Source organism: Polaribacter sejongensis, from assembly GCF_038024065.1.
In the GTDB taxonomy this organism is placed as follows: Bacteria; Bacteroidota; Bacteroidia; order Flavobacteriales; family Flavobacteriaceae; genus Polaribacter; species Polaribacter sejongensis.
Genome location: NZ_CP150667.1, coordinates 1,818,426 through 1,844,232 on the forward strand (window position 1 = coordinate 1,818,426; position 25,807 = coordinate 1,844,232).

The window sequence follows — 25,807 nt, forward strand, 5'->3', positions numbered from 1 at the left end:
CAAATGTATAAAGTTTTTGTAAATGATACGCCAATAATTTTCACTTCTTGTTCACAAAAAGAAAATATTTTTCCTGTTTACAATTTTAAGAATATTGTTTTTGATGAAATTATTCTGAAACTAAAAAGCAAGGAACTTAAAGGGGTTGTTTTCTACTCTACTGACTTAGAGAATGATTGGAAATCTTTTTTATCAAATATGAAGTTAATTCCCGCCGCTGGCGGATTAGTAATAAACCCCAAAAAAGAAGTTTTATTTATTTTTAGAAACGGTGTTTGGGATTTACCAAAAGGATGGATTGAAAAAGGAGAAACCATAGAAACGGCTGCAATTAGAGAAGTAGAAGAAGAATGTGGCATTTCTAATCTAGAAATGATCAAACCATTACTGACAACCTATCATATTTATTTTCATAAAGGAGTTAAACTAAAACAGACTTATTGGTATTTAATGACTTCTAATTATTCAGAAAAACTAACACCTCAACTAGAAGAAGGCATTACCGAAGTTGTTTTTAAAAATAAAACAGCAATTAAGGCCGCACTAGAAAATACGTATGCAAATATTCAATTAGTGTATAACACCTATCTAGAAAATTCTAATTAGTAAAGTTCTAAGAATTAATATTCGTTTTTATAATTTTTTCTCTTTACTCCGTTAAGTATTTCATTTTTAATTAGTTCTTATTCAAGAATTCATTGCGTAGTTATCTGATAAATACATTTATATGAATTAACAATACTCATAAGAAAGGTCGTTTTTTAAAAAAACCGTCTATCTTTGCCGACTTTAAAAATTAACCAAATTATGACTGAATTTATTAGAAAAATATTACCAAACGCAAAAGATGATGTACTTGCAGGAATAACCGTTTCCTTAGCAATGATACCAGAAGTTGTAGCTTTTGCCTTTGTAGCACAAATAAGTCCTATTGTGGCATTGTTTGGTGCTTTTGTAGTAGGAATTATTTCAGCAAGTTTTGGTGGAAGACCAGGTTTAATCTCTGGAGCAGCAGGTGCTGTAGCTGTTATTTTTGTTCATATGATACAAGAAGGACATGCAAAAGGCTTATTATTTGACAATCCTGTAGAAAATATGGGCTATTTCTATCTCTTAGCCGCCGTGGTATTAATGGGTGTGATACAAGTTTTTGCTGGCCTCTTTAAGTTAGGCAAATTTGTACGTCTAATTCCGCATCCCGTAATGATGGGCTTTGTAAACGGATTGGCCATTGTTATTTTTATGGCACAATTGGGAATGTTTAAAGAAAACAAAAAAGATTTCTACGGACAAAATATGCGTAAAACAGAATCTAAAGAACTGGTTTATAGCGTATCTAATAACCAAGTTAAAGATTTAGTTTCTAACACGGTAATATTTACTATTGATGATAATATCGTTAAAAATAGTACCACAAACGAAGAGTTATTTTTAATTTCTGAAGGTCAGGTTTTTGATCTTAACACTAAAAAAGTAGTTTTTAATATTTCTGATGAAGGTTTTTATTCTGTTAAAGATTCTGGAGTTGTAAAATATAGCATGCAAGGCAACACCTTATATGTAATGATTGGTTTGGTATTACTAACCATGTTAATTGTTTGGGGCTTACCTAAAATTACAACAAAAATTCCTGCTGCATTAACAGCTATTTTAATAGTTACTTTAATCTCTATTTTTACCGGATTAAATTCTATTAATGTTGGAGATTTTATTAGAGACGGTGGTGGAGCTGGTTTAAACGGAATTGCAGAACTTTCTAAAAACTTAAATGTTTTAGAATTGTGGAGCAACCTTCCTTTTAATTTAGATACTTTAAAGTTTATTGCTCCGTATGCCTTTTTAGCAGCGTCAGTTGGTTTAATAGAAACCTTAATGACTATGAATCTAGTAGATGAATTAACAGAAACTAGAGGAAACGGAAATCAGGAATGTATTGCGCAAGGTGCAGGAAACATTGTAAGTGGTGCTTTTGGTGGTACTGGTGGATGTGGTATGATTGGGCAAACAGTTATAAACATTAATGCTGGCGGACGTGGACGTTTATCTGGTATAATGATGGCTTTAACCCTATTGACTTTTATTTTATTTGCTGATAAATATATTGAGCAAGTACCAATTGCAGCGCTTGTTGGAGTTATGTTTATGATGGTTATAGAAACATTTGCTTGGTCTAGTTTCAGAATTTTAAAGAAAATTCCAATGTCTGATGCTGCTGTATTAATCATAGTATCTGCAGTAACAGTTTTCTTTGATTTAGCCATTGCCGTATTTGTTGGGGTTATTATTTCTGCTTTATCTTTTGCTTGGACAAGTGCTAAGAAAATTAGAGCTAGAAAACGCTTTAAAGAAGACGGAACAAAAATTTACGAAATTTGGGGACCACTTTTCTTTGGAAGTATTACAGAATTTAACGGGAAGTTTGACATAAAAAATGACCCAGATGTTGTAGAAATAGATTTTGTAGAAGCACGTGTTACAGATCATTCTGCCATAGAAGCAATTTTTAACTTGGTAGAAAAATACCAAGCAGCTGGTAAAAAAGTAACTTTAAAACATTTAAGCGAAGATTGTAAACTATTATTATACAAATCTAGCCCTGTTTTTTCTGAGGTAATTTTAGAAGATATTGATGATCCTCGTTATCATTTAGCAGCGAATCCTGAAGATTTTCCTAAACCATTAGGTGAATATAAATTTTAGAGAATGTATTTATAGATAATTAAAAAAGCTCAACTTTTAAAAGTTGAGCTTTTTTAATTCATTTTTTTTACCTAAATTTGTAACCAATGTATAAGGTTGTGTAATATGGTTACAAAAGATTATTATTCTTTAAATGAAGTTTCTCAAATCCTTGGGAAAAGCAAGGAAACTCTAAGGCGTTGGGATAGAGATGGTAAATTTACTGCTGTTAGAGAACCAATTAGTGAGTATAGAATATACAAAAAAGAACAAGTTAATACATTATTGAAGCAGCTATCAATTAACTACGAAGATACTGTAGATAATGCTGTAAAACCAATTAAAAATTTTAAAGTTTTAGAATTATTTGCTGGAGCAGGAGGTTTAGCTATAGGTTTAGAAAAAGCTGGAATTAAATGTGTTGCTTTAAACGAAATAGATAAATGGGCTTGCAACACTTTACGAGAAAACCGTCCTAAATGGAATGTTTTAGAAGGTGATATTAAATCTTTTAATTTTAAAGAATATAATAATAAGGTTGATATTGTCACTGGAGGTTTCCCTTGTCAAGCTTTCAGTTATGCTGGAAAAAAACTAGGACTTCAAGATGCTCGAGGAACTTTGTTTTACGAATTTGCAAGAGTCGTAAAAGAAGTAAACCCACCTATTTGTATAGGAGAGAACGTAAAAGGGTTATTATCTCATGAAAAAGGAAAAACCTTACAAGGTATGATTTCTATTTTAGACGAAATAGGCTATAATGTTGTTCCTGTTCAAGTTTTAAAAGCTATAAATTACAAAGTACCTCAAAAAAGAGAACGCTTAATTTTAGTAGGAATTAGAAAAGATATAGATATAAAATTTGAATACCCAAAACCTCATTATAAAATTTACAATTTAATTGATGCCCTAAAAAAAGGAGAATTATATAATTCTGATGTACCTAAATCAGAAGGCTCAAAATATCCTGAGTATAAAAAAGAGGTTTTAGATTTAGTTCCTCAAAAAGGATATTGGAGAAATTTACCTTTAGATATCCAAAAAAAGTATATGGGTAAAAGTTTTTATTTAGGCGGAGGGAAAACAGGAATTGCAAGAAGAATTGGTTGGGATGAACCAAGTTTAACACTTACCTGTAGTCCAGCTCAAAAACAAACGGAACGATGTCACCCGGAAGAAACACGTCCTTTTACCGTTCGTGAATATGCAAGAATTCAAACTTTTCCAGATGATTGGAAATTTACAGGCTCAGTATCTCAGCAATATAAGCAAATAGGAAATGCTGTTCCTTGTAATTTGGGACAGGAAATAGGTTATTCTATTATTAACTTTTTGAATTCTTATTACGAAAGTGTAATTAAATAAGATTATATTTCGGTCATAATTTATTATTATGGCTATACCAACAGAAGAACAAGTATTTAAAATTTCTAGAGATACAGTAATTAGAAGTATTACAAATTTTATAAAAAACAGGATAGATGTTGTCCCTAATTTTCAGATACTTGATTTAATTATTCCTGTAGAAAGAAAGATTCGTTCAATAGTTGGAGGCATGGAAACCTCTTTAGGAACAACACTTTGGGAACCACTTGCAAAAAATTTAGCAAGTCTTAATGGTTTTGAAGTAATAAATCAAAACTTACCGAAGCCTACAAATATGCCTGCAAATTTACAAAACACATTACAAATTGTAATTGAAGGAAGAAATAATAAAGATCCTATTTTTAATTCAGTTTATTGTCATGACAGAATAAAAGAAATATGTCAGGCTTATATTAACAATCCAATAAGTGATTTCTCAGCTGCTCCAAGAGGTTTTGGTGTTGATATTTGGTTAAAAAAAAATGAAATAAATTATTTTTTTGACACTAAAACTGTTCAACCAAATGTAGGTGCTCTTTCTCGGTGTTTTGAGCAAGTAATTAATTGGTACGCATATTTTTATTCGCAATTTCCAAACCAATCTGCTCAATCACGAATTGTCTTTCCTTACAATCCATATGGAGAAATAAATTTCTGGAGCAAAACGATGGGAGGTGGTTGGCCAATAGAACCTGATAATGAAGGATGGGTAGAAAATCAGTTTTGGGATTTTTGTTCGGGTAGAGAAAATACCTACCAGATCATTCATAATGCTTTTATTTCTATTTCTGAGTCAGGTGAATTAGAAGAAATTATTCAGGAAATATTTTATGAAAAATAAGAAATTATATTTCTTATTTTTAAACCAACCCAAAATCCACCAAAGGCAAACTTCTATGACGTTTACCGGTTGCATTAAAAATGGCATTGCAAATTGCGCGCTCAATTACAGCCCCACCTAATTAGCCAATACCTTGCTGGAGGTTCATGAATTTTATCTAAAACACCCACATGAATCTTCAGAGATTCTTACATTCTTGTCATTGGGTAATCGAAGAAATTGTGTTGTTCTACTACTCCTTCTTTTAATGAAACCTAAGTAATAAGACTAGAAATACACAAAAGTCATAAATTAAAACATCGGTTAACTTTACTCACAATTCACACTCTTAAAACCATCACCAATATACTCAGTTCTTAAACTCGGAATAATTTTATAGTGCTTTTTTATAAATGAAATTTGTTTGAAATTCACAGCTGGCAAAGGCACAATCCCTACAGTCCAGAAATAACTTTCTTTTGTTGGCGAATTATAATGAAATCCGTTTTCTATATGTTGCTCAAAGTCGGCACTCATGCTAGAATTTACATTTGGTTGTAGGATATTATTAAACTTTAAAAGGCTTGTTTTAGTATTCGTTTTTTTAATGGTTGTGTAATTACTCAGTTTTAATTCTGTTAAAAAAGGTACCAAACTTAATAACAAACTCACAGCCGTAAAAAATACAATTGTTTTTTCTTTTCTAAAAAACCAAACACAGATTTGCATAGCAAAGAATAACATGTAAAAAAAGAAGAAGCGGTATTGAGGAGAGAAAACCCAAGCCAATACAAAGTGTAAAACACCAATGATATACAAAATAAACACGGACTTTTCTTTACTTTTAAAATACCATAAAAAAGGAAAAGAAACCAGAAGCGTGGTAAATATAATATTGATAATTCCGTTAAATTTAAACGAGGTTATCCAAGCAATAAACAATTGATAAGTAGAAAGGTTTGCCAACTCTTGATAATCGAAGGCAGCACTATACGTACCTACTTTAAACAATTGAATAAGTGCTGTTGGTACTTTCCAATCGACATCTAAAACATCTAAAATTTGTAAAGGATATAACAAGTAACCGGTAAGAATTACATTTTTCATTAAAAACAATCCAACTACAAAAAGGGAGAATACAATTGGTTTCACCAAATTACTTTTCAGTATTTTATAATGCTTTACAAATAAAATTAATGGTAATAAAATCAATACACACGTCGTAATTTTAATAACACATAAGAAAATTGTGAGTAATAGAATAAGAATAAAATTAGAATAATCAATCTTATTAAAATGCTTTATAAAAAGATAAAACAACAACTGGCTGATTAAAAACACTGGTAAATCTGGCGATGGTGCGTTGATGAAAAAAATAATAAAAGGCAAACCAACCAACACACTTCCTATATATAATTGATGTATTTTTTTTGTTGTCTTAAATTGATGCAACTGCTGAAAGCAGAAAAAAGAAAAGATGATTAAAAAGAAACCATTCAAATCGTTAAAATTTGTTTCTAAAAATGGAAAGGTAAACGCTGCTTGTAAAATATGCCAACTAGAAGTTTGCGCAAAAAAGATGTGTAAATTCCCCAATCCTTTTACAAAACCATATTCATTTAACCACTTAATGGTTTGTAGGTAATAACTCTCATTATCAAAAATGGAAGGTGTAACCGAAGACATTGCCAAAGCAATGATAAAAATAAAAAGGAGTCCAAATTTATAGGTTTTACTAAATGACAACCAACTATTTTTAATCAGATTAAACTGGATCTTAATATCATTTCTGAAAAAATAAAGACAGAAAAGAGTGATACTGCTCATTATTCCGTAAAAAGCAAGATCTAAAGCAAAGAAAAAAGCATACAGCCAACTGAATAATGTAATTGAAAACAGTCCTAAAATATGGTGGATGGTAAAATTTTGGGATTCAATTTTAAATAGTTTTTTTAATAAGAACCCAAAGCTTAAGGAGGATATAAAAATATAAATCCAATTAATTAAAATTAAAAGCATGTGTTTTTTAAAATTGATTTTAGAGATTACAAGTTACGAATAAAATAATTTTCTACTTCCTTAAATATCGAATTGTTCTCGACTGCGCTCGAACAGACAACTCTTAAAAAAAGTTGACCACATAGTAAACATAGGTTTTATGTTATAATATATCTAAACCCAATTAAAACTCACATTGTCTTCCTTAGCTTATCGCAGAATCTTTTATACTCAAAAAAGTCTTCGACAAGCTCTGACTGACATATCGTTGCAAAATTGATACATAGATTTTGTAATAATATATCTGAAACCAATTTAAAGGCAAAATGTCCTCCTGAGCTTGTCGAAGGATTTTTAACACGTACAAAATCAACTACAAAGACACATAGTAAACATACATTTTGTGTTATAAAATTGAAACCAATTTAAATGCACAGGCTCATATATAAACATCCGCTAACGCGAGCGTTACACTCGTGCAATCGACAATACTTCTCTGATAACATTCTATACTGTTTTTTTTTGTAAATCGAATTCAGAAAGTACGAGCGAGTCGCTCGCACCAGCATTGCATTGAGTTTTAACTGATAACTCTTGAAAACAAAATATAACTAATAATATATCTGAATCCAATTTAAATTCACAATGTCCTCCTGAGTTTGTCGAAGGATCTTTTACACTCAAAGAAGTCTTCGACAAGCTCTGACTGACATATCGTTGCAAAATTGATACATAGATTTTGTAATAAAATATCTGAAAACAATTTAAATCTACAGACTCATATATAAATATCCGCTAACGCGAGCGTCACGCTCGTGCAATCGACAATACTTCTCTCATAACAATCTATGCTGTTTTTTTTTATAAATAGAATTCAGAAAGTACGAGCGAGACGCTCGCACCAGCATTGCATTGAGTTTTACCTGATAACTCTTGAAAACAAAATATAACTAATAATATATCTTAATCCAATTTAAAGGCAAAATGTCCTCCTGAGCCTGTCGAAGGATATTTACCACGCTACAAAGTCTTTGACCGAATCAGACAGAAAACGCACTAATTGAATTTCACCTACTACAAACCTAGAACAAAATACAAACTGGAGATGGTGCAGCAATCTCACTTACAAAAGTTAACATACCCGTAGCAATATCTCTTTTAAAAGAAACAATATTATCGGTATCTTGATTTGCAACTAATAAAAATTGCTCATCTGAAGACAATGAAAAGTTACGAGGATTTTTTCCTAAAACAGGTTCGTAACCAATTGTGGTTAACGTCCCATTTTCAGCATTTACTACATAAATAACAATAGATTCGTGTCCGCGATTTGATGCATATAAAAACTTTCCATCTTTAGAAATATGAATATCTGCTGCTTTGCTATAATCTGCAAATTCTTTTGGCAAGGTAGAAATTGTAAAATCTACAAAATACGATTCCTCTTTTTCTTTTACCAGAGAAACCGTATTGTCTAATTCATTTAAAACATAAATCCATTTATTATTTGGATGAAACGTTAGGTGTCTTGGTCCTGCTCCTTCTGCCATTTTTAAAGACTTTTGCTTGGTATAAACAAGTTTATCTTCATTTATGTTAGAAAACAACAATTCATTGGTTCCTAAATCTACAGAGATAATTTCTTTTTTTGTTGGATGAAACCACGCAGAATGCGCATGAGGTCCTTTTTGTCTGTCTGTTGTTCCTTTACCAACATGTTGTTGCACATTTAATAACTCTGATAATTTACCAGAAGCATCTGCCTTTAATAAACCAACACTTCCGCCACCATAATTTGCCGTAACCAAATAATTATCATCATTTATAGCGACAAAACAAGGCCCTGCTCCACCAGACTTTTCGTTACTTACCAATAGTAAAGAATCATTTTCAATTTTAAAAGATTTTATAAATCCAGTTCCGTTTACATTGGTTTCTCCCACTGCAAAAAGTATTTTATCATCTTTCGATTTCGTTAAAAAAGTAGGATTTATGGTTTCTGCAACCAAGCCTACTTTTCGTAGCTCTCCTTTTTCTGAAAGTTCGTATTTATAAATTCCTTTTGCATCTTTATTGGTGTACGTACCAACATAAAAGGAATTAATCTTAACAACTGTGTTTGTTGTTGCTGTTTTAACTTTTTCAGATTTACATCCGAAGAAAAATATGGATAACAAAACGATTGGTAGTACTTTCATAATTTAAAATATTTTAAAAATTGGCAAACGTAAATGTGCTGGTTCGTAATGAGGTGATTTTTTGTAGATAAAATCTAGTTGTGCTTTTGGATTATTTGCAAACTCAGTATCTGTATTCAGTTTTTCTAAAAACTCTTTTTCTATTGATGGATTATTAGCTAAAAAAGAGGCTGCAATATCTTCAAAAACATAAGCAGAATACCCTTCTTTTTGTTGTAAAACAGTGTCGAAAAAATTCCAATTAAAAAAAGAATCTGTTGCTGCAGCTTCCAACGTTTCTAACAAATATCGAACTCCGTTTTGATTTGTAGAAATGTAAATATCTCCTTTTCTAAATTGATAATCTTGGGTTACCCGTTTTACTGTGGTATTGTAATGTAAATAATGACCTTCGTAGGCTGTTTTTCGAGTTTCAAATTCAGCAATATGATTTACTTCCACCGTTATGATAGTATCATTTTTTAAACGAGTAAATTCAATTTTATTGGTTTTTAAGCGCTCTAAAACTTTATGCCAACCTTGTTCTAAAATATACCCTTTCGGAATTTTTACAAACTGAGTCGCTACAAAATTATTGTAATATTTCACGGGTTTTGTGTACGGCTTTGTAGTATCATAAAACAAACGTTTCCCTGTAGTTACTTTACTATCGATATACTCGGCCTCGTAGCCTTTAAATTGTAATTCTGTAGGTTTTTCTTTATCAACCTTAAAAGCAATAGGATAAGTTTTCTTAGATAACACCTCATCAACAGCATTGGCTCTTAATTCTTTAATTTTATCGGAATGATCTTCCGTAAAATCTAACGCAGAAAACATCAATTCATACGTTTGTTCTACTCTTACTTTATAAGGTTTTAACATGTGTGTTTCCACCATCAATCCTAAGGTACTAAACAAAGTTGTGTATCCTGTAGAATATCTTGGAGAATCGAAAAACTGAGAAAAACCTGTTTCTGGAGTAGTGCCCCAAACATTTACATAAGGTGTAATTGAAATTCCTTTTTGCTCTAGTGAATTCTCAATACTCGGACGCATCTGTGTCTCTAAAAAGTTACCTAACTTCCCTCCTAGTTTATTGTGCTGCGTAAATAAATGTGTAATTGCATATTGATAATCGGCTCCATTACTTACATGATTATCTATAAAAACATCTGGGTTTACAGTATGAAAAACGGCTGTAAAAGCCGCTGAATTTCTAGAGTCTTGTTTTATAAAATCTCTATTTAGATCATAATTCCTTGCATTTCCTCTAAATCCGTATTCATTTGGGCCATTTTGATTGGCTCTTGTGTGCGAATTTCTATTTAAAGAACCGCCAACATTGTACACTGGAATCACACAAATAACAGTGTTTTTATATTTCTCTATTAAAGAATCGTTTTCCACAATATCTCTAAGCAACAACATGGAAGCGTCAATTCCGTCTGATTCTCCCGGGTGAATTCCGTTGTTAATTAAAATTCTATTTTTGGTTGATTTTTTAATTTCATCCACATTAAAAACACTTTCTCTATTATAAACAACCAAATGCAAAGGTTCTCCGGAATCTGTTTGTCCGAACGAAAATAAAGATATCGAAGAATGTGATTCAGCTAAATCTTTATAATATGAAATGATGTCTTTGTATTCTGGCGTTTCGGTTCCGTTAGACTTTTCGAAAAGTGTTGTGAAATCTTTTTTTTCTTTAGATAATTGATCACAAGAAAATAGCAACAGTAAAATAGTAACTAAAAAAAATGCTTTAAAAGGTTTACACATATTTATTTAATTCTTACCGTTTTAGGAACTAATTTTGTGTAATCTCCATCATTTCTAATTACATCTCTTACAATAGATGAAGAAATATAAGAAGTGCTTGCTGCGGTTAATAAAAACACGGTTTCTATAGGCGCTAAATCTCGGTTTGTATGTGCAATTGCTTTCTCGAACTCAAAATCTGCGGGGTTTCTTAAACCTCTTAAAATAAAATCGACATTGTTTTCTTGACAAAAATGAACTGTCAACCCTTTATAGGTAACCACTTTTATTTTAGGTTCATGCGCAAAACAGTCTTCAATAAATTTTTTACGTTCTTCTAAACTGAACATATATTTTTTGTCCGCATTTACACCGATGGCAATAATTAGTTCATCAAACAATTTTACACCTCTTGCAATGATATCAAAATGACCTAATGTTATTGGATCAAATGATCCTGGAAAAATTGCTCTTTTCATTTATTATTTAAAAATTTGATGTTATTAGATTTTTTTGAATCATGATGTTTTTGAACCACGAACGAAGACTCTTGAAATAAAATTACTTATCTAAGGAGTCTATAAAATTTGATATTTTTTGTTGTAATTTCTGAATTCTTTTTTCTAAATCGAGAAAAACTTCATGAGACATGAAGTTTAAATTATTACAAATTATAATTTGTGTTTCCCATTCAAAAGCAGAACCTAAACTATGTTCTAAAAAAGAAACAAAATGTTTATTAGTCCTTTTACTTGTACCTTCGGATATATTAGAAGGAATAGAAACAGCACACCTATTTAATTGACTCACCAAACCAAATTTTTCGAAATCAGGTAAAGTTGACGTAAATTTATAGTTTAAGGTAACTAATTCTATTGCTTCTTGCCAAATTTGTAACTTTTTAAAATTATGTCTTTTCATAGTTTTGTAATTTTTTGATTTTTTGATGTTTTTGAACTAAGAACCAAGAATCATTCTGGTTACTACAATATACATAAATTAGTTTTTACGCGTTGTTTCAAAAATATCTTGTCTCAAAAACATCCTGATTCAACGACACAACAGTGATAATCTTGCTTCGTGCTTCAACATCATCTTGCATCAAACAGCATAACAGTGATAATCTTGTTTCAATCACACAACAGTGATCACCTTCTCTCATGTTTCAAAAAACATCCTGTTTCAATTACACAACAGTGATCTTCATGCCTCGTGGTTCAAAAACATCTTGTTTCTATAAAAAAGCCGACTGAATTGCGTTATCAAATAATTCCTCTAAAGAAATACCTGCCACTTTCGCTTGTTGCGGTAAAATACTTTCTTCGGTTAAACCTGGTACCGTATTCATTTCTAGGAAATGTGGTTCTCCGTTAACCAAAATATATTCTGAACGTGAAAAACCAGACATATTTAAAATTTTATAGACCTTTTTTGCTATTTCTTCTACTTTAACTTTTTCTTCATCAGAAATTCTAGCAGGAGTAATCTCTTGAGATTTCCCTTCGTATTTAGCTTCATAATCAAAGAAATCGTTTTCTGTAACAATCTCTGTAATTGGCAATACTGTAGTTTCTCCTTTATAATGAATTACACCAACAGAAACTTCTGGTCCGTCTAAAAAAGATTCAATTAAAATCTCTGTATCTTCTTTATATGCTTTTTCTAAAGCAGGTAACATTTCTGCCTTTGTATGCGCTTTAGAAACTCCATAACTAGAACCCGCATTATTAGGTTTCACAAAACAAGGCAACCCAACTTTGTTAATTATAGCATCTAAATCTACAACATCACCTTTATTTAAGTACACAGAAACTGCCGTTTTAATGCCATATTCTTTAACAACACTTAAAGTATCTCGCTTATTAAATGTTAATGCCATTTGATAAAAAGGTGCAGAAGTGTGTTTTAAATTGATCAAATTAAAATACGCTAACAAGGTTCCGTTTTCTCCGGGCGCGCCATGTATTGCGTTAAAAACACAATCGAAAATAACAGAAGTACCATTCAATGAAAAAGAAAAATCGCTTCTATTTATTGGATATTCTTGATTATCATCATCTAAAGCAACCCATTTATCTTTTAAAATATGGACTCTATACGGATTGTATTTCTCTTTATTTAAGTGCTTGTACACTACATTTCCACTGGTTAGTGAAATATTAACTTCGGATGAATAACCACCCATTACAATTGCAATATTCTGTTTCATGGATTCTAAAATAATAAAACAAATTTATCAAAATAATTATAGAAATAGCAACGTTTAGTTTTTATATCTTTGTGCGTTCTAAAAATCAAAAAATGAGTGTTTTTCAATTTATTAAAAGTAAGTCCTTCTTTATACAAGTTATTATTGCAGGTGTAGGTTTGTTGGTCTTTATTTTTGCTTTAAAATATTGGTTAGGCTATTCTACCAATCACGATCAAAAAATTCAAGTTCCTAACTTACATAAAATGTCTTTAGAAAATGTAAAGCTAAAGTTAGAAGAATTAAATCTAGATTTTATTGTTATCGATAGCGCGAGCTACAATCCAGATTATCCAAAAAAATCTGTAATTGAACAATCTCCAGAAACAGGAGATTTTGTAAAAGAAAAACGTAAAATTTACTTAACCTTAAACCCCTCTAAATATAGAGATGTTACTGTCCCTGATTTAAACGGAAGAACAAAAAGACAAGCTACTTCTCATTTACGCTCTATTGGTTTTAATATTGGTACAAACCCAATTTCTGTTAGAGATATTGGTAAAGATGTTGTACGTGGATTGCGTTACAAAGGAGAAATTCTAAATCACGGAGATAAATTACCACTAAACTCTATCGTAGATTTAGTTTTAGGTGACGGAAACGGGAACTAGTATTCAGTATTCAGTATTCAGTATTCAGTATTCAGTATTCAGTATTCAAAAATAAAAAATTAAACTGTTAAAGGTTGATATTCGATGAATGTCTACTTCGACTTAAAAAATAAATTTTGCAAGAAAATCAACCTCAAGATATAGAAAACGACGATTTGTACGAACATCACAGATTTACAGCTAGTGAAGGACAAGAACCTTTAAGAGTTGATAAATTTTTAATGAATTTTGTAGAAAACGCCACTAGAAATAAAATTCAACAAGCTGCAAAAGCAGGAAATATTTTGGTGAATGATGCCATTGTAAAATCGAATCATAAAGTAAAACCAAACGATGTAGTTAGAGTTGTTTTAACATATCCACCAGCAGAAAACTTATTGGTGGCAGAAGACATTCCTTTAGACATCGTTTATGAAGATGATACCGTAATTGTAGTGAACAAACCTGCAGGTATGGTAGTACATCCAGGTCACGGAAATTATTCTGGTACTTTGGTGAATGGCTTAATTCATCATATAGAAAACTTACCAACTAATTCTAACGAAAGACCAGGTTTGGTGCATAGAATTGATAAAGATACTAGTGGTTTATTGGTAGTTGCAAAAACCGAATTCGCCTTAGCTCATTTATCTAAACAGTTTTTTGACAGAACTACAGAGCGTTTGTATTACGCCTTAGTTTGGGGAAATGTAGAAGAAGATGAAGGTAGGATTGAAGGAAATATAGGCCGTAGTTTAAAAAATCGTTTACAAATGTCTGTTTTTCCTGATGGAGATTTTGGAAAACACGCTGTTACACATTATAAAGTTTTAGAGCGCTTAACATATGTAACTTTAGTACAATGTAAATTAGAAACAGGTAGAACACACCAAATTAGAGCACACTTTAAACACATTGGACACACGCTTTTTAATGACGAACGTTATGGTGGAGATGATATTTTAAAAGGAACTACGTTTACTAAATACAAGCAATTTGTAAACAACTGTTTTAAAGTGTTACCAAGACAGGCACTACATGCAAAAACATTAGGATTTACGCATCCAAAAACGGGTGAGTTTATGCGTTTTAATTCTGAAGTACCGTCAGATATTACAGAATGTCTAGAAAAATGGAGAACTTACTCTGAGAATTCTAAAGATATTGAATTAGATTAACTAATTTTAAAAAGCTACTTTCCTAAACAGAAAGTAGTTTTTTTATTTAAAATAGAAAACACTTATCGAAAATCAACTTTACTATTACATTTAATGATAGTAGTATTAAATATTACTCTTAAAATACATTTAAGAAATCTATAAACATTTGTATTTTTATACTTTAATTATTTCTGAATTACATCATATGAAAATCATAATATCACCAGCAAAATCTTTAGATTTCGAAAGTAAAGTACCAACAAGCTTACATACGCAACCACGTTTTTTAGACCAATCTGAAAAGTTAAATAAGAAACTAAAAACACTTTCTAAGAAAAATTTATCTGAATTGATGAAAATTTCTGATGATTTGTCTGCTTTAAATTATGATAGAAATCAATCTTGGGCAACTCCTTTTACTCCAGAAAATGCAAAGCAAGCAATTTATGCTTTTACAGGTGCCGTTTTTCAAGGAATTGATGTAAACTCTATTGAAGAAGAGAAAATTCCATTATTACAAAATAATCTAAGAATCTTATCTGGTTTGTATGGTTTGTTAAAACCGTTGGATTTAATTCAGCCGTATCGTTTAGAAATGGGAACTCGTTTAAAAGTAGGAACTAAAGAAAATCTATACAAATTCTGGGATGATACTGTTGCGAATGCTTTGAATGATGAATTAGAGGATGGAGAATTATTAGTGAATTTAGCAAGTACAGAGTACTTTAAAGTGATTCCTAAAAAGGTTTTAAAAGTACCAATGATTACACCTGTTTTTAAAGACTATAAAAACGGAGAATATAAAATTGTGATGACGTACGCTAAAAAAGCACGTGGTTTAATGGTACGCTATATTATTGACAATAACGTTAAAACTATTGAAGATTTAAAAGGTTTTAATGTTGATAAATATCGTTTTTCTGAAGAGTTATCTTCTGGAAATGATTTGGTGTTTACAAGATAAAAATAGTTTACAGTATTCAGTGACCGTTTTCAGTTTTTCACTGTGAACTCTTACTGAATACTGAGACTGTAAACTGCCCACTGATTAGCAATCTACAATTCTCACTGTAACTGCCAAACCACCTTCTGAGGTTTCTTTGTAGTTTTTATTCATGTCTTTTGCGGTTTCCCACATGGTATCTATTACACTGTCTAAATGCACCAAAGCTTCTTTAGGATCTGTTTCTAAGGCAATTTCTGCGGCATGAATCGCTTTTATTGCGCCCATAGAATTACGTTCTATACAAGGCACTTGCACCAAACCAGCAATAGGATCGCAGGTTAAACCTAAATGATGTTCCATAGCAATTTCTGCAGCCGACAAACATTGAGCTGCTGTACCTCCTAATAGTTCTGTTAAAGCAGCTGCTGCCATTGCAGAAGAGACTCCTATTTCTGCCTGACAACCTCCCATGGCTGCAGAGATTGTAGCATTTTTCTTAAAAACACTCCCAATTTCGCCAGCCGTTAATAAGAATTTTTTAACGTGACTAAAATCTGCTTCGTGATTTTCTATCACCATATAATACATTAAAACAGCAGGTATTACGCCAGCACTTCCGTTTGTTGGTGCGGTAACTACTCTACCCAAAGCGGCATTTACTTCATTTACAGAAAGAGCAAAACAACTTACCCATTTTAAAATTTCTCTAAACTTTACTTCTGTACTTCTAATGGCAGTAAGCCATTCTTTAGGGTTTGTATAACTGGTATCTTTTATTAATTTTTTATGCGTATCAAAAGCACGTCTTTTTACATTTAAACCTCCAGGAAGCCTTCCTTCTGTATGACAGCCTGTATGCATACATTCTAACATCGTATCCCAAATCCTATGCAATTCTTTATCTATATGTTCTGCAGAATTTAATTCTAATTCATTTAAAAGAACAATATCAGAAATTAATAAATTTTCTTTTTCACAATATTCTTCAAGCTGTAAAGCTCTATTGATTGGATACGGAAAGTTCTTTTTATTGATTTCTATTTCTTCTTCTAAATGATCATTTTCTTGCACAATAAAACCGCCACCAATAGAAAAATAAGTTTGTGTAGAAACTTCATCGCCATTAAAAAAACCTCTAAAAGTAATTCCGTTTGCATGAAATGGTAAAAAGGCTCTATTAAAGACAATTGATTCTTTATAAAAAGGCACTTCTTTTTCTCCGTTTAAAGAAAGTACTTTTTTATCTTTAATATCATCAATAATAGTAGCAATGTTTTCTATAGGTAAGTATTCTGGATCTGCACCGCTTAAACCTAACTGAATTGCCAAATCGGTAGCGTGTCCTTTTCCTGTTAAAGACAGAGACCCATATAAATCTACCTGAATAGCATCAACCAAATCAAAGTTATTATTTTCTTTTAATTGAAGGATCCATTGTTCGGCAGCTCGCCAAGGGCCAAGTGTATGAGAACTTGAGGGGCCAACACCTATTTTAAGCATATCAAAAACACTAATAAATTGCGACATTCGTAAGATTTAATTAAGAATAGCGGTAAATGTAAAAAATCCAACTCAATGAGTTGGATTTTATTATCAAAAATATATTTTATATTAGTTATATATCGATTCCTTACCAAATTCTACCGCTAACATATAGTAAACGACAGCTCTATATTTATTTCTTTCAGATTTACCAATTGCTTCCACAACTTTATTAATTGCTTCATCTAATTTTGGACCATCTGCTAAACCTAACTTTTTAATTAAAAAATTATTTTTAACAGTTAACAACTCTTTTGCATCTGAACCAGATACGGTTTCGGCATCTTTTTTATAAATAGATGGGCCTAGTCCTTTTGTTACAGCTTTTAACAAGTCTGAATCATATTTTAGACCTTTATCGTCCATAAACTTAGAATACTGTGCTACTTTTTCGTCAAATTTACTCATGATTTTTTTTAGAATTTTAGATTTATAACTTATAGATTTACTTTGTCTGAAATAGAACTATCCAAATATAAGGAATTAAAAATTATATTCAAATATTCTTCCTATCCAATATATTAGATACATTTTGTGTCATTATGTCACATCAATTTAAAATATTTTTTTAAAATAACTGACATTTGCTAGTCAAAAAGGGGTTGGCACAGCATTTGCCTAATAGAAAATGTAAAATTGAATTAAAATTTATTAAAATAAATATTATGAGTAAAATAATTGGAATTGATTTAGGTACAACAAACTCTTGTGTTTCTGTAATGGAAGGAAATGAGCCAGTTGTAATCCCTAACGCAGAAGGAAAAAGAACTACACCATCTATCGTTGCCTTTGTAGAAGGAGGAGAACGTAAAATTGGTGACCCAGCTAAGAGACAAGCTGTAACAAACCCTACTAAAACTGTTTATTCTATTAAACGTTTTATGGGTAACAAATTTTCTGAATCTACACAAGAAGCTACAAGAGTTCCTTATAAAGTAGTAAGAGGAGATAATGATACACCTAGAGTAGATATTGATGGTCGTTTATATACGCCACAAGAAATTTCTGCAATGGTGTTACAAAAAATGAAAAAAACTGCTGAAGATTATTTAGGAACTGAGGTTACTGAAGCAGTTATTACTGTACCAGCATATTTTAACGATGCACAAAGACAAGCTACAAAAGAAGCTGGTGAAATTGCAGGTTTACAAGTAAAAAGAATTATAAATGAGCCAACTGCTGCTGCATTAGCTTATGGTTTAGACAAATCTCATGACGATAAGAAAATTGTTGTTTTTGATTTTGGTGGTGGAACACATGATGTTTCTATCTTAGAATTAGGAGATGGAGTTTTTGAAGTATTAGCTACAGATGGAGATACACATTTAGGTGGTGATGATGTTGATGAAAAAATCATTAACTGGTTAGCTGAAGAGTTTAAAGCGGATGAAGATTTAGATTTACGTAAAGATCCAATGTCTTTACAACGTTTAAAAGAAGCTGCAGAAAAAGCGAAGATTGAATTATCTTCTTCTGCTTCTACAGAAATTAACTTACCATATGTTACTGCTACTGCTAGCGGACCAAAACACTTAGTAAGAACTTTATCTAGATCTAAATTTGAGCAATTAATTGACGATTTAGTAAAAAGAACTATCGAGCCTTGTCAGACTGCTTTAAGAAATGCAGATTTAACAATCTCTGATATCGATGAAATCGTATTAGTTGGTGGTTCTACAAGAATACCTGCTGTACAAGAAGCTGTTGAGAAGTTCTTTAAAAAAGCGCCAAGTAAAGGTGTAAACCCTGATGAAGTTGTTGCTTTAGGAGCTGCTATTCAAGGTGGAGTTTTATCTGGAGATGTAAAAGATGTATTGTTATTAGACGTTACTCCTTTATCTTTAGGTATTGAAACTATGGGGAATGTTTTCACAAAATTAATTGATGCAAACACAACGATTCCTACAAAAAAATCTCAAGTATTCTCTACAGCAGTAGATAACCAACCATCAGTAGAAATTCACGTTTTACAAGGTGAAAGAGCGATGGCTGCAGATAACAATACTATTGGACGTTTCCATTTAGATGGTTTACCTCCTGCACAAAGAGGTGTACCTCAAGTAGAAGTAACTTTTGATATTGATGCAAACGGTATTATTAAAGTTTCTGCTTTAGACAAAGGAACAAACAAATCTCATGAAATTAGAATTGAAGCGTCTTCTGGATTATCTGAAGATGATATCAAAAAAATGAGAGAAGATGCAGAAGCAAATGCGGATGCTGATAAAAAAGCTAAAGAAACTGCAGAAAAAATTAACGAAGCAGATTCTATGATTTTTCAAACAGAAAAGCAATTAACTGAGTTTGGTGATAAATTATCTGCGGATAAAAAAGCACCAATCGAAGCTGCTTTAGTTGAATTAAAAGCTGCTCACGAATCTAAAGATTTAACATTAATTGATACTGCATTAGCAACTATCAATGAAGCTTGGAAAGTTGCTTCTGAAGAAATGTATGCTGCACAAGGTGGTGCTGAAGGAGCAAATCCTGGAGCTGAACAACAAGGTCAACCAGAAGCTGATGCTCAAGGAGACAATGTTGAAGATGTAGATTTCGAAGAAGTAAAGTAAGCAGAGAACCAATTTTGCTTTTCAGCAAAAGTGAATGAATCGCTTATTCTGACGAAAGGAGGAATCTTCATAAAAAGAAAAACATATTTTCTTATAATACTAAAACGCAATCATTAATTTGATTGCGTTTTTTTATTAAAAATGTATCTTCGCTCCTCTAAAGAAAAAAAATGCTATTCAATTCTATTGAGTTTTTATTGTTTTTACCTGCAGTCTTTTTTTTGTATTGGCTAATATTAAAAAAAATAGAATTACAAAATGGATTAATATTAATAGCCAGCTATGTTTTCTATGGTTGGTGGGACTGGAGATTTTTGTCACTAATACTTTTAAGTACAATAGTAGATTACACATTAGCTCTAAGGTTAAAGAAGAATAAAAATAATCTACAAAGAAAATACCTCCTTTGGACTAGTATCATTTTTAATATAGGTTTATTAGGCTATTTTAAATACTACAATTTTTTTATTGATAATTGGATTCAACTCTGGGCAACCTTTGACATAAAGATGCATGAAAGTTCCTTAAACATTATTCTTCCTGTAGGAATTTCTTTTTATACTTTTCAAACACTCAGTTATACAATTGATGTTTATAGAAACAAATTAGAACCAACAAAAAACTTTATAGCCTTTGCAAGTTTTGTTTCATTCTTTCCACAATTAGTTGCTGGTCCCATTGAGAGAGCTTCTAATTTATTACCTCAATTTTTTATAAAAAGAAAATTTGAATATCAATTAGCAAAATCCGGAATTAAATTAATACTCTGGGGAATGTTTAAAAAGATTGTAATTGCTGATAATTGTGCTATTTATGCAAACGATATATTTAGCAATTACAACGAGTTAAGTGGGGTTACATTAATTTTGGGTGCCATCTATTTCTCTTTCCAAATTTACTGTGATTTTTCTGGATATTCTGATATTGCTATTGGTACAGCAAGATTATTTGGTTTTAAATTAATGAGAAACTTTAACTACCCTTATTTCTCAAGAGATATTGCAGAATTCTGGAGACGTTGGCATATAAGTTTATCAACTTGGTTTAGAGACTACCTGTATATCCCACTAGGTGGTTCTAAAGGAAGTAAATTTCAACAAATTAGAAATGTTTTTGTTATTTTTTTAGTGAGCGGATTCTGGCATGGTGCCAACTGGACATTTGTAGTTTGGGGTGGACTTAATGCACTATTTTTTCTACCACTCCTACTAACTAACAACAACAGAAAAAATCTAAATATTACTTCAGAAAACAAATTATTTCCATCAATTAAAGAATTAGGTCAAATAGTTTTCACTTTTACTTTAACCACTTTAGCTTGGGTCTTTTTTAGGTCTGAAACTATAACGGATGCTTTAAACTACTTAAGATTAGTTTTCTCAAACGAAACGTTTCTAAAACTTAATTATTTATCAACTATAGAAAGATTCTCTTTTGAAATAATATTTTTATTACCAATTTTATTAATATATGAATGGTTTTACAGAAAAGAAGAAACTCCCTTTAATGGAAAATTTCAACTGATTAATGAAACTATAATTCTACTTTTATTACTTGTATTTGGTATTTACTCTAATTATTCTAATTTCATTTATTTTCAATTTTAATGATTCGATTTTTAAAATATATAACCATTAGGCTGATTATTCTCTTCATATTGATGATTATTCTTGATTTAATTTTCACTCAAGTCTATTTTCATACAAATGTTATCAGAAATAAAGTTCAATATGTTTTTAAAAATAAAAACACACAATTTGATTATATTTTTTTAGGTTCCTCTAGAGTTGAATTTCATATTAACACAGATTTAATAGATAGTATCACACAGAAAAAGAGTCTTAATTTAGGTATTTCAGGACAAAGCTTACCCGAAAATTTTTTAATGTTAAAGCTATTAAATGACAACGAAATTAAAGCGAAAAGAATCTTTCTACAGGTAGATGAATCAAGTTTGAAATCAACTATTGGAAAAAGAAACCTTCTTGGAGCAAGCTATTTTATGCCATACATAAATTTAAATAGTAGTATAAAGAATCACATGAAAATTTATGATGCTAACTATAAATATGATGTTTATTTTCCTTTTTACAGATATATAAAATATAATCCTAAAATTGGATATAGAGAATTACTACTTACTCTAGGTGGAAAAAAAAGAGCTGATAATTTTTTTATTGGATTAAAAACAACGTTTGACAAAAAAAACGAGACTTATCAATTTGTAAAAAAATATAATAATTCATTGTTAACTAAGATTAAAGAGTATGCTAAAGAAAATAATATTCAAATAACACTTTATACTTCTCCTTACTACAACCGAAAAAACAACCAAGAGTTCGACTTATTTTGTAAAGAAAATAATATAATCAATTATACTGGTTCTATTAAAAGTATAAAATACTTTAAAGATTTAGGTCATTTAAATAATAAAGGCGCTCGTCAATTTACGCTATCCATAATTAAAAATTTTGGCTTGTAAGCTAGTATTATGAAAACCTACAACAAAACCAATTTCTTTAAACATACTTTTTGTGAATTCAAACAAATAGAAAATTTTGAATTCCCTGAAGACACCAATTATAAAAGTAAATCTGAAAGTATGTATTTTTATACCAAAGAAGGTGTGTATAGAAAATCGAATCATTGGGGAAGAGTTGCCAATTGTAGATGGAAATTACTAGCAAACGAAGACTATAAAAACCAACAAATAGTAATTGGTTTCGCTAAATGGGTGGACTTCTACCCTATTAATTCAATAGAAAAAATATTCTTTATTGATGTAGATTTTGATAAGAAAACAGCGATAATTCAACCTAAAAAAGAAAATGAGACAAAGAATCCCTTTTTTACGTTAACAGAAGCGCAACAAAAAATAAAACAGATTTCCATTTTATTTAAAGAAACCAAATGGGCAAACTATTTTGAAGACGATATAGACACTACTCGTTATAAAGTAATTACAGAATTCATCAACACCAATAAAACATTACAACAAATTAAAAGAGAATTATAAAGGAATTCCGTGGTTATTCTTAATTTCTCCCATCACAAAAGTACTATGAGCACTTCCTATACCTTTCACAGAACCCAAACTTTGTAACACAAACGATTGATAATGTTTCATATCTTTTACCATCACTTTTAATAAGAAATCAAAATCGCCAGAAGTGTTATAACACTCTGTTACTTCTTTAAGAAACATAATATCTTTTACAAACTGATTCCCTATTTCTTTGGTATGTTCCTTCAACTTCACATTACAGAATACAATTAAAGAAACATCTAACTTCTCGCTACATAAAACAGCCGTTGTTTTTTTTATATACCCTTCTTTTTTTAATCGTTTTATACGATCAAAAACAGGCGTATTTGTAAGATTTACACGCTGAGCAAGTTCTTTTGTAGTAATATCCGCGTCTTTTTGTAATAAACGAAGTAGTTGTAAATCAATTTCATCAACTTGATACATAGAATATTTTTCTTTTTTAAGTTCAATTACAGTACATAAAAGTATTTTACACTGTATTTTACTCAAAAATAGTTTTATATTCTGAATATGAATCAAAATACATTATTTTTATTTATAAGTTATAGGTTTGTACAGTAATTAAAACTTATAACTATGAAAACTACTATTTTAGGGCATCCAAGAATTGGAGAAAAAAGAGAGCTAAAAAAAGCAATTGAAAGTTACTGGAAAGAAAATATAGATGAAACAACGCTATTAAAAGTTGCCAGCGACATTAAAAAGAAGAACTGGTTAAATCAGAAAGAAATAGGAATCGATATTATTCCTTCTAATGATTTTTCTTTATACGACCAAGTTTTAGACATGTCGCTAACCTTAAATTGTATTCCTAAAAGATTTAGAGAATTAAAAAACAAGGTTTCTTTTGTCGATTTATACTTTGCAATGGCACGTGGTTTTCAGAAAGATAGTTTTGATATTGTTGCAATGGAAATGACAAAATGGTTTGATACAAATTACCATTATTTAGTTCCTGAATTTGAAAAAGAACAAAAATTTGAATTAAATTCTTGTAAAATTATCAGCGAATATCAAGAAGCATTAAAAGAAGGTATTAAAACAAAACCTGTATTAGTTGGTCCTTTAACTTATTTATTGGTTGGAAAAGAAAAGGAAAATGGCTTTCATAGATTAGAATTATTAGATCGTTTATTACCTACTTATATTCAATTAATTGAAGAATTACAAAACGAAGGAGCAACGAATATTCAGTTTGATGAACCTTATTTATCTTTAGATTTAACACTAAAAGAGCAAGAAGCTTATTTTAAAACGTACACTCTTTTAAAAGCTAAATTCCCTAAGATTACATTTATTTTAGCCAACTATTTTGGTAATTTAAACGATAACTTAAACCTAACGCTGTCTTTACCTGTTGATGTTTTACATGTAGATTTAGTGAGAGGTTTAGATGAGTTAGATTCTATTTTAGTTCATCAAAATAAAAACCAAATACTGTCTTTAGGTATTGTTGATGGAAGAAATATTTGGAAAAATAATTTTGATACTTCCATAGAAATTATCAACAAAGCAAAAGCAATTAAAGGCGATAATCTTTGGATTTCTTCTTCATGTTCTTTACTCCATAGTCCTTATAATTTAGATAACGAAAATGGCGGTTCTATTCCGGAGGAAGTAACGCAATGGTTGGCTTTTGCTAAACAGAAATTACAAGAAATTGTATTGCTTAAAAAAATAGCTAAGAATAATTTACAAGCATCAGATATTAAAGAGATAGAAGCAAACAAACTCGCTTTTATCAATAAGAACAACTCTACACTTATACATAACAACCAGGTTAAAAATCGTATAAATGCATTAACGGAAGCAGATAGTTTAAGAAATAATATTTTTGTAGAAAGACAAAAAACACAAAAATCAGCATTAAAACTCCCTCTTTTTCCAACAACAACAATTGGTTCTTTTCCACAAACAAAAGAAGTTAGATCTTTAAGGTTAAAATACAAGAAGCATCAATTATCCGAAGAAAAATACAACTCCTTTTTAGAAAAAGAAATTACGAGCGCTATCAGGTTTCAAGAAAATATTGGTTTAGATGTTTTGGTTCATGGTGAATTTGAGCGTAATGACATGGTAGAATATTTCGGAGAAAGATTAAATGGTTTTGCTTTTTCTAGTTTTGGATGGGTGCAGAGTTATGGTACAAGATGTGTAAAACCTCCTATTCTTTTTGGTGATGTGTCTAGAGAAAACCCAATGACTGTAAAATGGACTGAATTTGCGCAAAGTTTGTCTAAAAAGTATGTAAAAGGAATGCTTACTGGGCCAGTAACAATTTTACAATGGTCTTTTGTTAGAGATGATCAACCAAGGGCAGCAACGTGTAATCAGATTGCACTAGCCATACGAGATGAAGTTGCTAATTTAGAAAAAGCAGGTATAAAAATTATTCAGATTGATGAACCTGCCATAAGAGAAGGTTTGCCTTTAAGAAAGGATAATTGGGCAACATATTTAAAATGGGCAGTAAATGCGTTTAAGATTTCAGCAAGTGTTGTTAAGGATGAAACGCAAATTCACACACACATGTGTTACTCGGAGTTTAACGACATCATTGCAAATATTGCAGATATGGATGCCGATGTAATTACCATAGAAACTTCGCGTTCGGAAATGGAATTACTAGATGTTTTTGTCGATTTTAAATATCCCAATGAAATTGGACCAGGAGTTTATGACATTCACTCACCACGAGTGCCAAACATAAATGAAATTGAACATTTACTTATAAAAGCAACAAAATTATTGCCACCAGAAAATATTTGGGTGAATCCAGATTGTGGTTTAAAAACCAGAGATTGGCCAGAAACAATTTCTGCTTTAGAAAATTTAGTTGCTTCTGCAAAATTAATGAGAGAAAGAGTAGCAACCACAGTTTAATAAAAACAGAACAGTTTAG

21 protein-coding genes are annotated in these 25,807 nt (G+C 30.7%); 12 read left to right on the forward strand and 9 right to left on the reverse strand.

Annotated features, from left to right (window positions below; translation table 11 throughout):
* Positions 1 to 3 precede the first annotated feature (3 nt).
* The 4 genes from WHD08_RS07500 (at position 4) to WHD08_RS07515 (ending at position 4,885) form a co-directional block, all read left to right on the forward strand.
* On the forward strand, positions 4 to 606 hold the full coding sequence (locus tag WHD08_RS07500; protein ID WP_208888667.1) for an NUDIX hydrolase: 603 nt from the start codon (positions 4 to 6) through the stop codon (positions 604 to 606).
* A gap of 201 nt (positions 607 to 807) precedes the next feature.
* Entirely contained in the window at positions 808 to 2,700 is a 1,893-nt protein-coding gene (locus tag WHD08_RS07505) for a SulP family inorganic anion transporter (protein WP_208888666.1), read from the forward strand.
* A gap of 105 nt (positions 2,701 to 2,805) precedes the next feature.
* On the forward strand, positions 2,806 to 4,044 hold the full coding sequence (gene dcm / locus WHD08_RS07510; protein WP_208888665.1) for a DNA (cytosine-5-)-methyltransferase: 1,239 nt from the start codon (positions 2,806 to 2,808) through the stop codon (positions 4,042 to 4,044).
* Between the two features lie 28 nt (positions 4,045 to 4,072).
* Positions 4,073 to 4,885 (forward strand): TdeIII family type II restriction endonuclease, encoded by an 813-nt coding sequence (locus WHD08_RS07515; protein WP_208888664.1) that lies wholly within the window; start codon positions 4,073 to 4,075, stop codon positions 4,883 to 4,885.
* 309 nt (positions 4,886 to 5,194) lie between these two features.
* On the opposite strand, the gene WHD08_RS07520 is transcribed toward WHD08_RS07515, so the two are convergent.
* The 6 genes from WHD08_RS07520 to WHD08_RS07545 form a co-directional block, all read right to left on the reverse strand.
* Complete coding sequence (locus tag WHD08_RS07520; protein ID WP_422894396.1) at positions 5,195 to 6,883, reverse strand: LIC_10190 family membrane protein; 1,689 nt, start codon at positions 6,881 to 6,883, stop codon at positions 5,195 to 5,197.
* A gap of 1,061 nt (positions 6,884 to 7,944) precedes the next feature.
* On the reverse strand, positions 7,945 to 9,060 hold the full coding sequence (locus tag WHD08_RS07525) for a lactonase family protein (RefSeq protein ID WP_208888662.1): 1,116 nt from the start codon (positions 9,058 to 9,060) through the stop codon (positions 7,945 to 7,947).
* Positions 9,061 to 9,063: 3 nt separating this feature from the next.
* The gene (locus WHD08_RS07530) at positions 9,064 to 10,821 is read right to left on the reverse strand and encodes a M14 family metallopeptidase (protein ID WP_208888661.1); all 1,758 of its coding nucleotides are present in this window, start codon (positions 10,819 to 10,821) and stop codon (positions 9,064 to 9,066) included.
* 2 nt (positions 10,822 to 10,823) lie between these two features.
* Complete coding sequence (gene coaD, locus WHD08_RS07535) at positions 10,824 to 11,279, reverse strand: pantetheine-phosphate adenylyltransferase (RefSeq protein WP_208888660.1); 456 nt, start codon at positions 11,277 to 11,279, stop codon at positions 10,824 to 10,826.
* A gap of 82 nt (positions 11,280 to 11,361) precedes the next feature.
* Positions 11,362 to 11,721: a four helix bundle protein gene (locus WHD08_RS07540; RefSeq protein WP_208888659.1), complete on the reverse strand. Its 360-nt coding sequence runs from the start codon at positions 11,719 to 11,721 to the stop codon at positions 11,362 to 11,364.
* 313 nt (positions 11,722 to 12,034) lie between these two features.
* On the reverse strand, positions 12,035 to 13,009 hold the full coding sequence (locus WHD08_RS07545; protein ID WP_208888658.1) for a D-alanine--D-alanine ligase: 975 nt from the start codon (positions 13,007 to 13,009) through the stop codon (positions 12,035 to 12,037).
* A gap of 92 nt (positions 13,010 to 13,101) precedes the next feature.
* Between WHD08_RS07545 and WHD08_RS07550 the strand changes: the two genes are divergently transcribed.
* The 3 genes from WHD08_RS07550 to yaaA all read left to right on the forward strand — a co-directional run bounded on the left by WHD08_RS07550 (position 13,102) and on the right by yaaA (position 15,762).
* The gene (locus WHD08_RS07550) at positions 13,102 to 13,659 is read left to right on the forward strand and encodes a PASTA domain-containing protein (protein ID WP_208888657.1); all 558 of its coding nucleotides are present in this window, start codon (positions 13,102 to 13,104) and stop codon (positions 13,657 to 13,659) included.
* 116 nt (positions 13,660 to 13,775) lie between these two features.
* Positions 13,776 to 14,816 carry an RluA family pseudouridine synthase gene (locus WHD08_RS07555; protein WP_208888656.1) on the forward strand — a complete coding sequence of 347 codons (1,041 nt, stop codon included), beginning with the start codon at positions 13,776 to 13,778 and terminating at the stop codon, positions 14,814 to 14,816.
* 187 nt (positions 14,817 to 15,003) lie between these two features.
* Positions 15,004 to 15,762, forward strand: coding sequence for a peroxide stress protein YaaA (gene yaaA, locus WHD08_RS07560; protein WP_208888655.1), 759 nt, complete (start codon positions 15,004 to 15,006; stop codon positions 15,760 to 15,762).
* Between the two features lie 84 nt (positions 15,763 to 15,846).
* Here the strand turns inward: yaaA and WHD08_RS07565 are convergent, their stop codons facing one another.
* The gene (locus WHD08_RS07565; RefSeq protein ID WP_208888654.1) at positions 15,847 to 17,271 is read right to left on the reverse strand and encodes an L-serine ammonia-lyase; all 1,425 of its coding nucleotides are present in this window, start codon (positions 17,269 to 17,271) and stop codon (positions 15,847 to 15,849) included.
* 84 nt (positions 17,272 to 17,355) lie between these two features.
* Positions 17,356 to 17,694, reverse strand: coding sequence for a DUF2853 family protein (locus WHD08_RS07570; RefSeq protein WP_165732867.1), 339 nt, complete (start codon positions 17,692 to 17,694; stop codon positions 17,356 to 17,358).
* A gap of 257 nt (positions 17,695 to 17,951) precedes the next feature.
* Between WHD08_RS07570 and dnaK the strand changes: the two genes are divergently transcribed.
* The 4 genes from dnaK (at position 17,952) to WHD08_RS07590 (ending at position 22,872) form a co-directional block, all read left to right on the forward strand.
* Complete coding sequence (dnaK, locus tag WHD08_RS07575) at positions 17,952 to 19,856, forward strand: molecular chaperone DnaK (RefSeq protein ID WP_165732868.1); 1,905 nt, start codon at positions 17,952 to 17,954, stop codon at positions 19,854 to 19,856.
* A 170-nt stretch (positions 19,857 to 20,026) separates the two neighbouring features.
* Positions 20,027 to 21,463: an MBOAT family O-acyltransferase gene (locus WHD08_RS07580; RefSeq protein ID WP_208888653.1), complete on the forward strand. Its 1,437-nt coding sequence runs from the start codon at positions 20,027 to 20,029 to the stop codon at positions 21,461 to 21,463.
* Positions 21,464 to 21,516: 53 nt separating this feature from the next.
* Positions 21,517 to 22,338, forward strand: a complete 822-nt coding sequence (locus WHD08_RS07585; protein WP_340833746.1) for a hypothetical protein — start codon at positions 21,517 to 21,519, stop codon at positions 22,336 to 22,338.
* Positions 22,339 to 22,347: 9 nt separating this feature from the next.
* Positions 22,348 to 22,872, forward strand: coding sequence for a hypothetical protein (locus WHD08_RS07590; RefSeq protein ID WP_208888651.1), 525 nt, complete (start codon positions 22,348 to 22,350; stop codon positions 22,870 to 22,872).
* Here WHD08_RS07590 and WHD08_RS07595 read toward each other — a convergent pair.
* On the reverse strand, positions 22,867 to 23,328 hold the full coding sequence (locus WHD08_RS07595) for an Lrp/AsnC family transcriptional regulator (RefSeq protein WP_165733172.1): 462 nt from the start codon (positions 23,326 to 23,328) through the stop codon (positions 22,867 to 22,869). The two genes, WHD08_RS07590 and WHD08_RS07595, sit on opposite strands and share 6 nt — an antisense overlap.
* Before the next feature lie 153 nt (positions 23,329 to 23,481).
* Here WHD08_RS07595 and metE point away from each other — a divergent pair, with 153 nt between their 5' ends.
* Positions 23,482 to 25,788, forward strand: coding sequence for a 5-methyltetrahydropteroyltriglutamate--homocysteine S-methyltransferase (gene metE / locus WHD08_RS07600; protein WP_208888650.1), 2,307 nt, complete (start codon positions 23,482 to 23,484; stop codon positions 25,786 to 25,788).
* The last annotated feature ends 19 nt before the right edge of the window (positions 25,789 to 25,807 follow it).

Excerpts from the sequence above, each read along its gene's own strand:
- WHD08_RS07500 (WP_208888667.1), top strand. The coding sequence starts at position 4 with ATGTATAAAGTTTTTGTAAATGATACGCCAATAATTTTCACTTCTTGT.
- WHD08_RS07505 (WP_208888666.1), top strand. The coding sequence starts at position 808 with ATGACTGAATTTATTAGAAAAATATTACCAAACGCAAAAGATGATGTA.
- dcm (WP_208888665.1), top strand. The coding sequence starts at position 2,806 with ATGGTTACAAAAGATTATTATTCTTTAAATGAAGTTTCTCAAATCCTT.
- WHD08_RS07515 (WP_208888664.1), top strand. The coding sequence starts at position 4,073 with ATGGCTATACCAACAGAAGAACAAGTATTTAAAATTTCTAGAGATACA.
- WHD08_RS07520 (WP_422894396.1), bottom strand. The coding sequence starts at position 6,883 with ATGCTTTTAATTTTAATTAATTGGATTTATATTTTTATATCCTCCTTA.
- WHD08_RS07525 (WP_208888662.1), bottom strand. The coding sequence starts at position 9,060 with ATGAAAGTACTACCAATCGTTTTGTTATCCATATTTTTCTTCGGATGT.
- WHD08_RS07530 (WP_208888661.1), bottom strand. The coding sequence starts at position 10,821 with ATGTGTAAACCTTTTAAAGCATTTTTTTTAGTTACTATTTTACTGTTG.
- coaD (WP_208888660.1), bottom strand. The coding sequence starts at position 11,279 with ATGAAAAGAGCAATTTTTCCAGGATCATTTGATCCAATAACATTAGGT.
- WHD08_RS07540 (WP_208888659.1), bottom strand. The coding sequence starts at position 11,721 with ATGAAAAGACATAATTTTAAAAAGTTACAAATTTGGCAAGAAGCAATA.
- WHD08_RS07545 (WP_208888658.1), bottom strand. The coding sequence starts at position 13,009 with ATGAAACAGAATATTGCAATTGTAATGGGTGGTTATTCATCCGAAGTT.
- WHD08_RS07550 (WP_208888657.1), top strand. The coding sequence starts at position 13,102 with ATGAGTGTTTTTCAATTTATTAAAAGTAAGTCCTTCTTTATACAAGTT.
- yaaA (WP_208888655.1), top strand. The coding sequence starts at position 15,004 with ATGAAAATCATAATATCACCAGCAAAATCTTTAGATTTCGAAAGTAAA.
- WHD08_RS07565 (WP_208888654.1), bottom strand. The coding sequence starts at position 17,271 with ATGTCGCAATTTATTAGTGTTTTTGATATGCTTAAAATAGGTGTTGGC.
- WHD08_RS07570 (WP_165732867.1), bottom strand. The coding sequence starts at position 17,694 with ATGAGTAAATTTGACGAAAAAGTAGCACAGTATTCTAAGTTTATGGAC.
- dnaK (WP_165732868.1), top strand. The coding sequence starts at position 17,952 with ATGAGTAAAATAATTGGAATTGATTTAGGTACAACAAACTCTTGTGTT.
- WHD08_RS07580 (WP_208888653.1), top strand. The coding sequence starts at position 20,027 with ATGCTATTCAATTCTATTGAGTTTTTATTGTTTTTACCTGCAGTCTTT.
- WHD08_RS07585 (WP_340833746.1), top strand. The coding sequence starts at position 21,517 with ATGATTATTCTTGATTTAATTTTCACTCAAGTCTATTTTCATACAAAT.
- WHD08_RS07590 (WP_208888651.1), top strand. The coding sequence starts at position 22,348 with ATGAAAACCTACAACAAAACCAATTTCTTTAAACATACTTTTTGTGAA.
- WHD08_RS07595 (WP_165733172.1), bottom strand. The coding sequence starts at position 23,328 with ATGTATCAAGTTGATGAAATTGATTTACAACTACTTCGTTTATTACAA.
- metE (WP_208888650.1), top strand. The coding sequence starts at position 23,482 with ATGAAAACTACTATTTTAGGGCATCCAAGAATTGGAGAAAAAAGAGAG.